The organism is Gordonia sp. NPDC003429, from assembly GCF_053588575.1.
This window is the reverse complement of sequence record NZ_JBSFQF010000007.1, coordinates 158245-173579: the sequence shown is the minus strand read 5'-3', so window position 1 is coordinate 173579 and position 15335 is coordinate 158245. Positions and strand designations below refer to the sequence as shown.

Genomic DNA, 15335 nt, shown 5'->3' with positions numbered 1-15335 from the left:
GTTCTTCGACGGCCACAGCGTTTGTCGTGTCCGGTGGTTCGCCGGTCAGCTCACCTCGGCGTCCACCGGCCCGGCGAACTGGCTGCGGTAGAGACGGCAGTAGGCACCCTCGGCGGCGAGCAGCTCGTCGTGCGTGCCCTGCTCGACGATGTGCCCGTCCTCCATCACCACGATGGTGTCGGCGTCGCGGATGGTCGAGAGCCGGTGGGCGATGACGAAACTCGTGCGGTCGGCACGCAGATTCGACATCGCCTTCTGGATCAGCAGTTCGGTGCGGGTGTCCACCGAACTCGTGGCCTCGTCGAGGATCAGGATGGTGGGCCGGGCGAGGAAGGCACGCGCGATGGTGATGAGCTGCCGCTCACCGGCACTCACGCCGCCGCCCTCCTCGTCGAGCAGCGTGTCGTAGCCGTCGGTGAGGGTGCGGGCGAAGTGGTCGACGTGACTCAGTCGTGCTGCCTCCATCACCTCCTCGCGCGATGCGGTGGGGTCGCCGTAGGCGATGTTCTCGTAGATCGTGCCGCCGAACAGCCACGAATCCTGCAGCACCATGCCGGTGCGTTCGCGCAGGTCGTCGCGCGTCATCCGGCGCGACTCCACGCCGTCGACCATGATCCGTCCGGAATCGACGTCGTAGAACCGCATGATGAGGTTCACCAGGGTGGTCTTGCCCGCACCCGTCGGACCGACGATGGCCACCATGTGTCCGGGGCGGGCGATCAGCGACAAGTCCTCGATGAGCGGCTTGTCCTCGACGTAACGGAACGAGACGTCGTCGAACTCGATGAACCCGCTGTCGTGTGCGGGTGTCTCTGGATGGACGGGGTCGGGGGTCTGTTCCGGCGCGTCGAGGATGTCGAAGATGCGCTCCGCCGACGCCACCCCGCTCTGCAGCAGATTGACCATCGAACCGATCTGGGTGAGCGGCTGGGTGAACTGTCGGGAGTACTGGATGAACGCCTGCACCTCGCCGAGACTGAGCGCACCCGACGCCACCCGCAGCCCGCCGACGACGGCCACGGCCACATAGTTCAGGTTGCCCAGGAACATGATGGTCGGCATCACGATCCCGGAGATGAACTGCGCCCGCCAACTCGACTGGTACAGCTTCTCGTTGCGTTCGTCGAACTCGTCCTCCACCGCGCGCTGGCGACCGAAGGCGGTGACGAGTTCGTGGCCGGTGAACGCCTCCTCGACCTGTGCGTTGAGCTTGCCGGTCGACGACCACTGCGACATGAAGTGCGGCTTGGATCGTTTCGCGATGAGTGCGGTGGCACCGGCGGCCAGCGGGATGGTGATCACCGCGATGAGCGCGAGCAGCGGCGAGATCCAGATCATCATCACCAGGATCGCGATCACCATCAGCAGCGAGTTGAGGAACTGCGAGATGGTCTGCTGCAGGCTTTGTGACAGGTTGTCGAGGTCGTTGGTGACGCGGCTGAGCAGGTCTCCGCGTGCGGTGGTGTCGTAGTAGCGCAGCGGCAGCCGGTGGATCTTGTCCTCGACGTCGGCGCGCAGGCCGCGGATGGTGCCGACCACCACCTTGTTCAGCAGGTACGCACCGAGCCATGACAGCACCGCAGAACCGGCGTAGAGCACCAGAACGATGGTCAGTACCCGTCCGACCGCCGCGAAATCGACACCCACCCCGGGTGTCAGATTCATCGAACCCACCATGTCGGCGAACGTGTCCTGGCCGCGTTCGCGCAGCCCGGCGACGGCCTGCGCCTTGGTGATGCCGGCCGGCAGCATCTTTCCGACGACGCCGTCGAAGATCAGGTTGGTGGCGTCGCCGAGGACGCGCGGTGCGATCGCGGTGAGGATGACCGAACCGACGATCGTCGTGATGACGACCGTCATGAACACGCGGTAGGAGAACAGCAGCCGGATCAGTCGCTTGATCGAGGGGCCGAACGAGCGGGCCTTCTGCACCACCGGGCCTGCCGCCATCGGCCCACGGCCCGGTCCCGGACCGGCCGGACCGCCGCGCGTCATGCCGGTTCCCCGATCGACAACTGCGATTCGGCGATCTCCCGATACGTCTCGCTGGTGGCGAGGAGTTCCTCGTGGCGGCCGATGCCGGCGATCTGCCCGCGGTTGAGGACGACGATCTGATCGGCGTCGACGATGGTGGAGATGCGCTGGGCGACGATGATGACCGCGGCGTCGGCGGTGGCCGGGCGCAGCGCGGCGCGCAGCCGCGCGTCGGTGGTGACGTCGAGCGCGGAGAATGCGTCGTCGAACACGTACACCGATGGCTTGCGGATCAGTGCTCTCGCGATCGCGAGTCGCTGCCGCTGACCGCCCGACACGGTGGTGCCGCCCTGGGCGACCGGGGTGTCGAGTCCGTCGGGCATGGCGGCGACGAAGTCGGCGGCCTGTGCGATGCGCAGCGCCTCCCAGATCTCGTCGTCGGTGGCGTCGGCCTTACCCTGGCGCAGATTGCCGGCGACGGTGCCGGAGAACAGGTACGGGCGCTGCGGCACCAGGCCGATCCGGGCGCGCAGCGCGTCGGGGTCGAGTTCGCGGACGTCGGTGCCACCGACGAGGACGGCGCCCGCGGTGACGTCGATCAGGCGGGGGACCAGTCCGATCAGGGTGGTCTTTCCCGATCCGGTGGATCCGACGATCGCCGTGGTGGTTCCGGGGGCCACGCGAAAGTTGATGTGGCACAGCACCGGATCGTCGGCGCCCGGGTAGCGGAACTCGGCGTCGACGAACTCGACCGTCGACGGGTCGGCGGCGAAGGGCACCGGCGCGGCGGGGGCACGCACCGACGTCTCGGTGTCGAGGACCTCGCAGATGCGTTCGGCGCACACCGACGCGCGCGGGGCCATCATCGCCAGGAACGAGGCCATCATCACCGACATCATGATCTGCATGACGTAGGTGATCATCGCCGACAGCGCGCCGATCTCGACGTTGCCCGCCGAGACCTGATAGCCGCCGAACCAGATGATCGCCACGATGGTGACGTTGGTGATCAGCATGACCGCCGGGAACATCAGCGCCTGCAGCCGGCCCACCCGCAGCGTCGCGTCGGCCAGCGAATCGTTGGCGACGGAGAAACGCCGGATCTCGAAGCGTTCGCGGACGAACGCGCGCACCACGCGGATGCCGGTGATCTGTTCGCGCAGCACCCGGTTGACCGAGTCGATGCGTTCCTGCATCGCCCGGAAACCGGGGATCATCCGTCGGATCAGCATCGTCATCGTGACTGCCAGCACCGGCACCGCCACCACCAGCACCCACGCCAAGCGGCCGCCGACGTGGACGCCCATCACGATGCCGCCGATGCACATGATGGGGGCCATCACGAGGATGGCGGTACTCATCACGATCAGTAGCTGCACCTGCTGCACGTCGTTGGTGGTGCGGGTGATCAGGCTCGGCGCGCCGAATGTTCCCATCTCGCGGGCCGAGTACGTGTTGACGCGATGGAGCAGGTCGTGGCGGATGTCGCGTCCGGTGGCCAGTGCGGCGCGGGCCCCGAAGTATTGGGCGATGATCGTGCAGATCACCTGCGCGATGGTCACACCGAGCATCACGGCGCCGATCCGCAGGATGTAGTCGGTGTCGCCGCGGGCGACGCCGTTGTCGATGATGTCGGCGTTGAGCGTCGGCAGATACAGCATCGCTGCCGTCGCGATCACCTGCAGAACCACGACGGCGGTCATGTGGCCCGGGTACCTCGAGAGGTATGTCCGGATCAGGCGCGTCAGCATGAACTCGTCACCCGTCCGACGCTATCAAGCTGCGCCGACAGGGGCGATCGGTTAACCCGGCACCGTAGTGCGCGCGGTCAGAGCAGACCGGATTCGCGTGCCGCGCGGGTGAGGTCGTCGCGGTGCTCGGGGGCCGCGATGGAGATGAGGGCGGCGGCACGTTCACGCAGCGACCGGCCACGCAGGCTGGCCACCCCGTACTCGGTGACCACGTTGTCGATGGTGTTCTTGTGGGTGGTCACCACGCTGCCCGGGCTCAGCTGCGCGCTGATCCGGCTCTTGCCCTTCGAGGTGGTGGCCCGCGTCACCAGAAACCCTTGGCCGCCTTCGGAATACTGTGCGCCGCGGGCGAAATCGACCTGCCCGCCCGACCCCGACCAGTATCGTCCGCCGATGGTCTCGCTGGCCGCCTGCCCCATCAGATCCACCTCGGTGGTGGCGTTGATGGACACCACATGACGTTCGTCGCCGATGAGGCGCGGGTCGTTGGTCTGGTCGACGGGCAGCAATGAGACGCCCGGGTTGCGGTCGATCCAGTCGTAGAGTTCGCGGGAGCCGAGGCAGAAGGTGGCGACGTGCTTGGCGCGGTGGTGTTTCTTGCGGGCGCCGGTGACCGCGCCGGACTGCACCAGCCGCATCACCCCGTCGGTGATCACCTCGGTGTGGATGCCGAGGTCGCGATGGCCCGAGAGCAGTTCGGCGATCTTGTCGGGCACGTTGCCGATGCCGAACTGCATGCAGGCGCCGTCGGGGATGCGGTCGACGATGTACTCGGCGATGCGGTGATCGCGGGGATCGTCGCTCGCGGACTGTGTTTCGAAGAGCGGACGGTCCACCTCGGTCCATCCGACGATCTGGCTGATGTGGATGTGGTTCTCGCCGTAGGTGTGCGGCATCTGATGGTTGGCCTCGAGGAAGAACGGCATCTCCCCGATCAGTGCGGCGCAGTATTCGGCGTTGGTGCCCAGCGAGAAGTAGCCGTGCTCGTCGGGCATGCTGGCGCCGGTGATGACGAGTTTGGGTCCCCGCAGCGCACGCAGCAGATCGGGGGTCTCCGAGAAGTGGCTCGGCACCAGGTCGCAGGTGCCGTTCCAGAAGGCCTTGCGGGTGGCCGGGGACAGGAAGTAGTCGACGTGACGTAGCCGGTCGCCGAACTCCCCGCGGATGTAGGCGCGTTCCTCGATCGCGCTCATCCGGTGCACGTGCACCCCGGTGAGTTGCTCGTTACCGGCCTCGACGGCGTCGAGTAGTGACGACGGCTCGGCGGCGTAGAGCGGGGCGATGATGTTGGTGCCCGGCGGGATGTGCTCGAGCACCCGCTCGGGAGCCACCGGCATGACCACCGAGTGTTTACTGCTCATATCGGCGTGACCCGCTCAGCCGGCGGTGAGGGCGACGGCGGCCTCACCGGTGTAGGTGAGGTAGGTGAACGACTCCTGGAAGTACAGGTTCACCACGTCGGCGTCGTGCGAGTCGTAGCCGATCGAGACGTCCTGGCCGATGGTGAGTTCGAAGTCGCCGCCACGGGTGGACAACACAAACGCGCCCGAAATTGCTGGGGCCCAGACGATTTCGCCGTCGATGAGCCGCTGGATGTGCTGCCGGATCGGGTAGCCGTGGTTGGAGGTCTCGTTGACCAGGTTGTAGACGTCGGCCGACAGCGCGATCGAATACGGCCCGTCGATGGAGGCGAGTTTCAGCGTCGACAGCGCCAGGCTGAACGCTTCGGGGTAGTCACGCACGTCCTCGGGCAGCGTGATCGGGGAGGCGGTGATCTCCGAGCGGATACCGCTGATACCGGCAGCGGTGTAGCCCTCGAAGATGGCGCGGTCCTCGGCGAGTGCGAGCTGTCGGGCGCCCTCCACCACGGGATCCCAGTCGGAGTCCTCGGCTCCGCGGTCGACGTCGTCGATGGCGTCGCGGGTGACCGTGAAGGGCACCTTCAGCTCGACCAGCGGTGCCACCGTGCGCTGGAAGGCGATGATGCCGTCTGCCGGGGAGTCGATCTTGGCGCGATGCCCGCGGGTCACCGACGACGTCTCGAGCCCGAGGGGGCCCTTGACGTCGACGAGGCGTCGACCGGCGATGTTGCGCTTGAAGGAGCGGGTCGCCTCCTCCTCGATGGCGTCCCACGCTGATGCGGAGATGGGGGCGAGTTCGCGATGCAGGTTGTTCATGATCGGGCTCCTGATTCGGCGGGGATGGGTCGGGTGGGTGTCAACGCAGCGAGCCGATACCCAGCGAACCGTCGCCGGGTCGGGCCGGCTGCGTGGGTGCGGCGACGGTGGGTGCGGGCGTCGGGGAGTCGTCCTCGTCGGGGGCGGCGTCGGCCGCGGGTGGGTCGGGCAGGTCGTCGAAGAAGTCGACGGTGGGGGCGAAGAACTGGGAGCCGCTCACCGCGGTGGTGAAATCGAGGAGGCGGTCGTAGTTGCCGGGCGGGTCGCCGATGAACATCTTGCGCAGCATCTCCTCGGTCACGTCCGGGGCGGCGGAGTAGGCGATGTAGAAGGTGCCCGCCTCTCCGGCGCCGGACACGTCGCCGTAGGGCATGTTGTCGCGCACGATGTCGATCTGCTCGCCGTTCGCGTCCTCGACCACGTTGAGGGCGATGTGCGAGTTCGTCGGTTTCACGTCGTCGGACATCTCGATGTTGTCGAGTTTGGTGCGGCCGATCGCGGCCTCCTGATCTTCCACGGAGATCGAGTTCCACGAGCCGAAGTCGGTGACGTAGCGCTGGATGGCGACGTAGCTGCCGCCGGCGAAGGCGGGGTCTTCGTCGCCGACGGTGATCGCGTCGATGGCGGCCTGCCCGACCGGGTTCTCGGTGCCGTCGACGAAACCGATCAGGTCGCGCAGGTCGAAATAGCGGAAACCGTGCACCTCGTCGACCACGGTGACCGCGTCGCCGAGTTCGGTCATCAGCAGCCGGCCGAGTTCGTAGCAGAGGTCCATCGCGTCGGCCTTGAGGTGCAACAGCAGGTCGGCGGGCGTGGCGGGTGCCACGTGCACGTCACCGGCGTACTCGACGAAGGGGCGCAGGGCTTTGGGGCGCGGGCCGCTGAACAGTCGGTCCCAGGCATCCGAACCGATGGAGACGATGCCGGCCAGCGCCTGTTCCGGTGCGCGCGAGGACACCGAGTTGGTCCGCGACCCGAGGTCGGCGAACATGTCGCGGACCTTCTCCTCACCACCCTCGTTGATCAGCAGGACGAGGAACAGGGCGTGTTTGGTCTTCCGTGTCAGGATCGTCTGCGGTACCGGCACCCGGACCACACTAGTCGAACCGGGTTGTCGGCGGCATGGGTCGGATGTCGCATGTCACGGGCGGGATCGTCACCCCCGGGCGACGGCCCGTCCGGCGGCCCGGCCCGAGAAGATGCAGCCGCCGAGGAAGGTGCCTTCGAGCGCGTTGTACCCGTGCACCCCGCCACCGCCGAAACCGGCGACCTCCCCGGCGGCGAACAGGCCGTCGAACACCGAGCCGTCCGGTCGCATCACCGCCGAGTCGAGGTTGGTCTCGAGCCCGCCGAGGGTCTTGCGCGTCAAGATGTTCAGGCGCACCCCGATCAGCGGACCGTGCTTGGGATCGAGCAGCTTGTGCGGTTTGGCGACGCGGACCAGCTTGTCGCCGAGATACTGCCGCGCGTTGGTGATCGCCGCGAGCTGCGCGTCCTTGGAGTACTTGTTGTCCACCTCGGCGTCGCGGGCCGAGATGACCCGTTCGACGTGCTGGAGGTCGAGTTTGGGGCCACGGGTGATCTCGTTCATGCCCGCGACGAGGTCGGCGAGATTGTCGGCGACCACGAAATCCGACCCGTGATCCTTGAAGGCCTGGACCGGCCCCGGCGCCCCCTTGGCCAGGCGGCTCTTGGCGGCGAACCTGAGGTCCTTGCCGGTGAGGTCGGGGTTCTGCTCGGACCCCGACAGGGCGAATTCCTTCTCGATGATCGACTCGGTGAGGATGAACCACGAGTAGTCGTGGCCGGTCTTGAGGATCTCCCGCATCGTCGAGTTGGTGTCGAAGCCGGGGAAGTTGGGCGGCGCGAGGCGGTTGCCGTTGGCGTCGAGCCACAACGATGACGGTCCGGGGATGATGCGGATCGCGTGGTCGGGCCAGATGGGATCCCAGTTGTGGATGCCCTCGGTGTAGTTCCACATCCGGTCCCGGTTGACCAGGCTGGCCCCTGCCGTCTCGGCGATGCCGAGCATCCGCCCGTCGACGTAGGCGGGGACCCCCGAGATCATGTGCCGGGGTGCTTCGCCGAGGCGGTCGACCGGCCAGTTCTTGCGGATCAGTTCGTGATTGTGGCCGATGCCGCCGGTGGTCACGATCACCGCGCCCGCGCGGAGGTCGAAGTCGCCGACCACGTCGCGGCTCGACGCACGGCCACGGTCGAGGTCGGTGGGCGCGAGCACGGCGCCGCGCACACCCACCGCCGCGCCGTCCTCGACAATGAGTTCGTCGACCCGGTGACGGAAGCGGAACTCGACCAGACCGCGCTTCTCGGCCTCGAGTACGGGGTCGGCGAACACGCGGACCACCTCGGGCCCGGTGCCCCAGGTGATGTGGAAGCGCGGCACCGAATTGCCGTGGCCGTCGGCGAAACCGCCGCCGCGTTCGGCCCAGCCCACCACCGGGGTGACCCGCAGCCCGAGGTCATTGAGGTACTGCCGTTTCTCCGACGCGGCGAAGTCGACGTACGCGCGGGCCCATTGTCGGGGCCAGTAATCCTCGTCCTCGCGGTCGAAACCGGCCGACCCCATCCAGTCCTGCAGGGCGAGTTCGGCGGAGTCGTGGATGCCCAGACGACGCTGCTCGGGGGTGTCCACCAGGAAGAGCCCACCCAGCGACCAGAACGCCTGACCACCGAGGTTGTTGCGATTCTCCTGGTCGACGACGACCACTGTGCGTCCCGCTCTGGTCAATTCGTAGGTGGCCACCAGTCCGGCCAGTCCCGAACCCACGACGATGGCGTCGGCCTGCGATGTTGTCGTCACGTGCGACCCCCTGTTGCTCTGGAATCCGACCCTAGCGCGCCGCACCCGGGCCGAAAAGGGGTCGGGGCCGGGATGTGGTTTTCATGAGAACCGGCTGGGGTGGTCCTGTGACACAAGTGACGCAGTACCGGTATCGACCCAGGTGAGGCGTGTAGGGAAGCATCTTGGGCATGCCTGTGCACGATCTCGGCGTCCTCGTCTGCTTTTGCCGGTGTGTTATCGACCCGTTACACTCGCGTGCGTCGGGGAGCACTCCGGCAGATGTCCACGCTCCCCACCGTCGTTGCCCGTATGGACACGGCCCGCTCGGGTCGAGATCGTAAGGATTCATCACACATGTTGACCCGTGCGCGAAAGCGCCTCGTTGCCGGAGTGGCCGCCGTCGCCGCCATCGCCGGTGTGACCATGGCCGTCGCTCCCGAAGCCCATGCCGCCGGGCAGACCGAGATGGTCTACTCGGCCGCGATGCACCGCAGTATCGCGGTGCGGATTGTCGACGGCGGGGGCAGCGGTCCCAAGCCCACCCTGTATCTGCTCGACGGACTCCGGGCGCCGAACAACACCAGCGGTTGGCTGCAGAACAACACCGGCGCCGACAGCTTCATGCTCGGCAAGGGCACCAACCTCGTCATCCCGTTCGGTGGTGGCGGCAGCTTCTACAGCGACTGGGAGCGTTCCGACCCGAAGCTCGGCGTCGTCAAATGGGAGACCTTCCTGACCCGTGAGCTCCCGGCCTACATGAAGGCCCGCCACAACTCTGACAATGTCCGCAACGGAATCGCCGGCCTGTCGATGTCGGGGACGTCGGCGCTGAACCTGGCCTCGCGGCACCCCGGCTTCTATCGGGCCGTCGCCTCCTACAGCGGCTACCCGACCGTCACCGCCCCGGGATTCACCCAGGGCATCCAAGCCTCGGTGGGGGTCATGGGCGGCGATCCCAACAACATGTGGGGCTTCTACCCGGGAGGTCAGTGGTTCCAGAACGATCCGTTCCTGAGTGCCAACAACCTCGCCAACCACTGGGTCTACGTCTCTGCCGGTAGTGGACTCGGCAGCCGGTACGACAGTTCGGTCAACCCGAGCAGCGCCAACTTCGACCCGGTGAAGTTCTCGCAGATGGTGCCGCTGGAGGTCGCAGCGTCGGTGAGCAGCCAGCTCTACATCCCGCGCGTCGCCGTCGTGCCGGGCGTCAAGCTCACCACCCACATCACCGGCGACGGTGTGCACTGGTGGGACTACTGGCAGAACGACTTCAAGCAGTCGTGGAACACCACGTTCCGCCCCGCCTTCTTCTGAGAGGCAACGGGGACTGCTGAGCGCAGTCGATAACGCGAGGGCCGGTGATCGGATCGATCACCGGCCCTCGCGTTTGTCGTGCCCCGCGCTGCTCGACCGCCCCCGCTGGTTGAGCGCCCCTGCTGGTTGAGCTTGTCGAAACCACCCGCTGGTTGAGCGCCCCTGCTGGTTGAGCTTGTCGAAACCACCCCGCTGGAGAAAGTGATCTCGACAAGCTCGATCAGCAAGTGGCCCCGCTACTCGAGCGTGCCCAGCCCGCTGCTCGAGCGCGCCCCCGCTGGTTGAGCGTGTCGAAACCACCCGCTGGCGAAAGTGATCTCGACAAGCTCGATCAGCAAGTGGCCCCCGCTGCTCGAGCGTGCCCGGCCCGCTGGTTGAGCGTGCCCCGCCCGCTGGTTGAGCTTGTCGAAACCACCTCACCGGGCACGCTCAACCCGAATCTGGGCACGCTCGACGCCAAACTGGGCACGCTCGACCGGGATCTGGGCACGCTCGACCGGGATCTGGGCACGCTCGACCGGGATCTGGGCACGCTCGACCGGCAGGGAGCGGCGGGTCAGCTGTCGCGCGGACGCCGGTCGCGGAGGGACGGTTCCTGGGAGGGTTCGACCGGTGCGAATTCGTCCGACGCCGGCGAACTCTGGTCGTACGCTGCCGGTCCGGTCACCCGCGGGATCTGCTGGGTGTCCCGGTCCCACAGGTAGCCCTCATCCTGCTGGTCGCCATCCTGCTGCTCACCGTCCTGCTGGTCACCGTCCCGGTGTTCGTCGCTCGGCCGCTCGTCCTCGTCGCGGTCGATGACCTCTGTCGCACCCGCGGTTCCGGCCGCTGCCGCAGCACCGGCCCCCGCCGCGCCCGCATGACGGGGAAGGACGGTGGTGGGTTCGGCGGTCTGATCGGTGTCGATCACCCGGGTGTCGGTGTCGTCACCGTCGGGCGGCACCGTTCCGTCGTCGGCCTTCGTGCCACGCCCGCGCCACATCAGCAGCCCCCAGGCGACCAGCAGCACCGCGCCGACGATGCCCAGAATCAGCGGCAACCAGAATCCGCCGAGACGCAACTGCTTGATGTAGCCCTTGCTCTTGTTCGCCTGATAGGCCACCGACCGGTCGGACCACTGCATGTCCGCCTTCAGCACCGACATCCTGAAGTCGCGCACGGCCTGCGGGACCTCGGAGCTCTGGTCGGGCGATTTGAAGACCCAGTCCTGGACCTCACTGGCGTCCACGATCGTTCCGGTTTGCGGCTCCACCCACAGCCGCCGCGTCAGCTTCGCGTACTGGTGCATGGTGATCTGGTCGTTCGGCTTCACACCGGGACCCGAAATACCCCACCACTTGGCAGGCATGGTGAGCATGGTGCCCAGCGCGGCGTCGCCCTGTGGGTCGGGGAGACCGGACAGGTCGGTCTCGGGCACCTCGTTGACAAACGCGTAGGTCTTGACCCCGTCGATCGTCTTCTCGCCGACGTAGTTCGCGGGCAGGTTCTGGCGGGTGTAGATGTCGTAGTACAGGTACGGCCGCTTCTTCACGTTGAAGCCGAACTTGTACTGAAAGCCCTTCCGATCGGGCAGCTGGACCGACACGTCCTTGACACTGACGCCCTTCGGCGCGGGCTGCACCTGGATGAAGCTCACCGTCCCGTTGGGCACGGCGGTCTTCCGGTTGACCGATACGTGGTCGATGTCGGCGCTCAGCATCGCGTCGTCACACGGGAGTTCACCGGTGACCGGCCCGAGTGTCGGAACCGTCTCCTTGCCGTCGGCCGCGCGCGTGCGGTCCACGCGCACCATCTGGCCGGACTGCACCGTCGCCTGGCGGCTGTCGGAGGGGTCCACGATCAGGGTTCGACGCTGCTGGGACAGATTCGCGTCGAGAGTCCGCGCCTTTGCCTGCGACACCGAGCAGCGATCGAAGATCACCGCGGGAAACCGCTCACCCGACGACCCCTCCGGCGGGGCCGACGACGAGTCCGACGTGATGTCCAGGTCGAGCGGAACCACCCGCAACTGTGGCACGAGGAAGGCCGGTACCGCGATGGCCGCGGTGATACAGGCAACCCCCAAGAAAGCCAGCAGTGCCGGCCAGACTCGTCTCATTCTCGACTCCTGTGCAGTGAGCTCAACACTCCCACCCTAGTGGGTGCGTCACGCCGGTTATCCCAGGTACGTGCGATCGGTCCGGCGATCACGCTCGGCCTCTTTCATGATTCCCGCCATGTAGCCGTAGATCTCCGAATCCGACATCGCCTTCCATCGCGGCGCCAGCAGTTTCATGTACTTCTCGACGTAGAGCAGTTGCTTGCCGACGAGCACCAGCTCGCGGGGCAGTCGGGCGTCGTGCGCGCGGGCCACCGCGGCCAGTTGCCTGCCGAGGTCGGTGTAGCTCATCGCGCCGAGGTCGGTTCCCGACAGTGGGGCGGCCACCTTCTCGATGTCGGCGCCGCCCTGCTGCGTCGACCCGGGTTTGCGGACCGCGCCGAGCAGGAAAATGGCCCGGCCCGCCGACTCATAGTCGCCGCGCACGATGAGATCGACCACCAGTTGCCGCAGGATTCTCCTGGTTCGGGGGGTGAACCGGCCGACGATTCCGAAGTCGAGCAGCACCAGCGTGCCCTCGTCGTCGACCAGGACGTTTCCGGCATGCAGATCCCCGTGGAACAGTCCGCCGTGGAAGGCCGATTCCAGCAGGGACAGCAAGAGATTGCGGCACAACGCCACACCGTCGTGACCGGCCGCGCGCACCGCCTCGACGTCGTCGATCCGGATGGCACGGATGCGTTCCATGGTCATCACGCGTGCAGTGGTCAGCTCGGGATACACCTCGGGGACACGGACCCGATTGCCGAACGGTCCTTCTCGAAGGCACTCGTACCACTCCGACATCGCGGCGGCCTCGTTGCGGAAATCGAGTTCGGCGTCGAGTCCGTCGGCGAAATCCTCCACCACGTGTCGCGCGCTGAGCATCCTCCCGTATTCGGAGATCTCCGCGATCCCGGCCAGTCGTTCCAGGATCGCCACGTCGGGGGCCAACCGCCCGGCGATACCCGGCCGCTGGATCTTCACCACCACCTCCTCGCCGTCGGGCAGGGTGGCAGTGTGTACCTGCGCGATGGACGCCGACGCGATGGGCACGGGATCGAAGGTGGCGAACACCTCCTCGGGCGCCCGACCGATGTCGTCGACGAACACGTCGCGGATCTGATCGGGATCGGCGGGCGGCACCCGGTCGAGCAGCGATTCGAATTCGGTGGCGAGCGTCTCGGTGAACACCCCGGGACTCGAGGCGATCAGCTGCCCGAGTTTGACGTAGGTCGGGCCGAGGTGTTCGAAGGTGGCGCGGATCTCCTGCGCAGCGCGTTGCGGGCTCGGTGGCCGCAACTGCAGGGCATCGGTCGCGGTGTGGATCAGGAATCTGCCCACCCCGGCGGCGGCGTGCACGGTGGTGGTGCCGAAACGCAGCGCCTCGGTCAATGGTGAGGCCTGCTGCAGACGGGATCTCCGGCCGGTGTCGTCGTGGCTGTGATGATCGGGAGGCATGCGGAAACTCATTCGTGGGTGGGTTCGCCGGTCACCCGGTGGTCGGCGTGGTTGAGGGCTTCGGCGATCAGTCGGCTGACGTGGCCGTCGCGGATGCGGTAGATGATGCGACGGCCCTCGCGGCGGGTGTCCACGAGGCCGGTGAACCGCAGTTTCGCGAGGTGCTGGCTGACCGCGGTCCTCGACGCGCCGACCGCCTCGGTCAGCGCGCCGACGTCCGATTCGCCGTCGCTGAGCTGCCACAGGATGTGTAGTCGCGTCGGGTCGGAGAGCATCGCGAACAGCGACGTCGCAGCGCCGAGCAGTTCGGGATCGGGCCGTACGGGGTGATGCAGGCTGGCCTCGTGGCGATCGTCGCGGGATTTCGACGCGGGTGCCGTCTTGTCGACCATGTCTCCTGCGTTCGGCTGCGTGGTGTGTTCCGGTGGTACCCGTTCCAGGGTGCCCGTTGCCGCCGGGTCCGGAGCACGTCAGGTCGTGGCGGTGTGCCTCATGGTAGGGGAGCTGTGCGCAAGCTCGCCGGTGTTCGCTCGGCGTGCCGGGACGCGCCGGGCCGTGATGATGGCACCGACCGCGCCGACGACGGCCATCGCGCCGAGCACCAGAACCGTTCCGGCCGTGCCCGCCGGTGCCACCCCGGCCAGCGGATAGGCCACCAGATAGGCGGCGTGCGAGGCGGCGAACTGGGCGGTGAACACGTCGTCGCGCGTGGCCGCACCGGTGTGGTCGCGGATCAGCCGGGTCGTGCCGGTGGACGCCAGAGACGTGCCCGCGCCGAGCACGAACCACGTCGCGGCCAGCGCGGCCATCGACGCGCCGCGGCCCAGCCACGTCGCGGTGACCAACAGTCCGACGATGCACAGCGCGGCACCCACCCACAGCGCGGCACGCACACCGCGACGCCGGATCAGCCACGGCGCGAGCAGCGCCGCGCAGATCGAACCCGCACCGAACACGCCGAGCCCGGCCGCGACCGCGGTGTCGCCGAGCCCGATCCCGGAGCGCACGTAGACCACCGTGTCCACCAGCACCACCGCGGTGGCCGCCGCGACCGTGATGTTGGTCCACAGCGCGATGCGCAGTGCCGGGCGAGACACCATCATCCGCAGTCCGGCCGTCAAGCGGCGGCCGAACGACGTTGCGTCGTCGCTCGCGGATGGTCGGCAGCGATCGTGACGCGCCAGCCCGGAGCCGGCGACGAGCACCGCCGAGGCCGCGAATCCCATTGCGGTGTAACCGAACAACGCGGAATAGGGCATCACGGTCAGCAGCGCGGCCGCGATCACGGGGCTGCCCACCGATTCGAGGTCGTAGGCCACGCGCGAGGCCGAGATCGCCGCGGTGTAGGTGTCCGCGTCGGGCACCACCCGCGCGATCGCCGAGGTGAACGCGGGTGTGAAGGTCGCCGACGCGGTCTGCAGCGCGAACACCAGCACATATACCTGCCACACGTGGGTGACCCACGGCAGGCAGGCGGCCATCGTCAACCGCACCACGTCGGCGCTGACGAGCACCCGGACGGCGGGTAGCGCGCCGACCAACGCGCGCATCACCGGCGACATGACGACGTAGGCGATCATCTTGACCGCCAGCGCCGTGCCCAGCACCCGGCCCGCGTCGGCACCGGCCAGTTGGTAGGCGAGCAGCCCCAGCGCGACGGTCATCACGCCGGTGCCGAGCAGCGACGCGACCTGGGCGGCGTAGAGCCGCCGGAACACGACGTCGGCGAACGGACTCACATCGACGAGTGTACGTGTCATGTGCGCATATGCACACAT

At 67.5% G+C, this 15335-nt stretch carries 11 protein-coding genes; 1 reads left to right on the top strand and 10 read right to left on the bottom strand.

From position 1 onward, the window contains the following. Positions 1–45: 45 nt before the first annotated feature. From ACWDSI_RS11100 to ACWDSI_RS11075, 6 genes are all read right to left on the bottom strand, one after another. Positions 46–1995, bottom strand: coding sequence for an ABC transporter ATP-binding protein (locus tag ACWDSI_RS11100; RefSeq protein WP_449747726.1), 1950 nt, complete (start codon positions 1993–1995; stop codon positions 46–48). Beyond that, positions 1992–3725: an ABC transporter ATP-binding protein gene (locus ACWDSI_RS11095; RefSeq protein WP_449747725.1), complete on the bottom strand. Its 1734-nt coding sequence runs from the start codon at positions 3723–3725 to the stop codon at positions 1992–1994. Before ACWDSI_RS11095 ends, ACWDSI_RS11100 begins: the two co-directional genes overlap by 4 nt. Before the next feature lie 77 nt (positions 3726–3802). Further along, positions 3803–5086 carry an acetyl-CoA hydrolase/transferase family protein gene (locus tag ACWDSI_RS11090; protein WP_449747724.1) on the bottom strand — a complete coding sequence of 428 codons (1284 nt, stop codon included), beginning with the start codon at positions 5084–5086 and terminating at the stop codon, positions 3803–3805. Between the two features lie 15 nt (positions 5087–5101). Continuing rightward, positions 5102–5902: a family 1 encapsulin nanocompartment shell protein gene (locus tag ACWDSI_RS11085; RefSeq protein WP_449747723.1), complete on the bottom strand. Its 801-nt coding sequence runs from the start codon at positions 5900–5902 to the stop codon at positions 5102–5104. 40 nt (positions 5903–5942) lie between these two features. Continuing rightward, positions 5943–6989: a Dyp-type peroxidase gene (locus ACWDSI_RS11080; RefSeq protein WP_449747722.1), complete on the bottom strand. Its 1047-nt coding sequence runs from the start codon at positions 6987–6989 to the stop codon at positions 5943–5945. A gap of 69 nt (positions 6990–7058) precedes the next feature. Next, positions 7059–8723 carry an FAD-binding dehydrogenase gene (locus ACWDSI_RS11075; protein WP_449747721.1) on the bottom strand — a complete coding sequence of 555 codons (1665 nt, stop codon included), beginning with the start codon at positions 8721–8723 and terminating at the stop codon, positions 7059–7061. Between the two features lie 336 nt (positions 8724–9059). Here ACWDSI_RS11075 and ACWDSI_RS11070 point away from each other — a divergent pair, with 336 nt between their 5' ends. Then, a complete protein-coding gene (locus ACWDSI_RS11070; RefSeq protein ID WP_449747720.1) occupies positions 9060–10019 on the top strand; it encodes an alpha/beta hydrolase in 960 nt (319 codons plus the stop codon). 556 nt (positions 10020–10575) lie between these two features. Here ACWDSI_RS11070 and ACWDSI_RS11065 read toward each other — a convergent pair. The 4 genes from ACWDSI_RS11065 to ACWDSI_RS11050 form a co-directional block, all read right to left on the bottom strand. Further along, positions 10576–12117, bottom strand: coding sequence for a DUF3068 domain-containing protein (locus ACWDSI_RS11065; RefSeq protein WP_449747719.1), 1542 nt, complete (start codon positions 12115–12117; stop codon positions 10576–10578). 57 nt (positions 12118–12174) lie between these two features. Then, positions 12175–13557 carry an ABC1 kinase family protein gene (locus ACWDSI_RS11060; RefSeq protein ID WP_449747718.1) on the bottom strand — a complete coding sequence of 461 codons (1383 nt, stop codon included), beginning with the start codon at positions 13555–13557 and terminating at the stop codon, positions 12175–12177. An 8-nt stretch (positions 13558–13565) separates the two neighbouring features. Further along, a complete protein-coding gene (locus ACWDSI_RS11055; RefSeq protein WP_449747717.1) occupies positions 13566–13949 on the bottom strand; it encodes an ArsR/SmtB family transcription factor in 384 nt (127 codons plus the stop codon). Between the two features lie 78 nt (positions 13950–14027). Next, positions 14028–15296 (bottom strand): MFS transporter, encoded by a 1269-nt coding sequence (locus ACWDSI_RS11050; protein WP_449756567.1) that lies wholly within the window; start codon positions 15294–15296, stop codon positions 14028–14030. Positions 15297–15335: the final 39 nt, after the last annotated feature.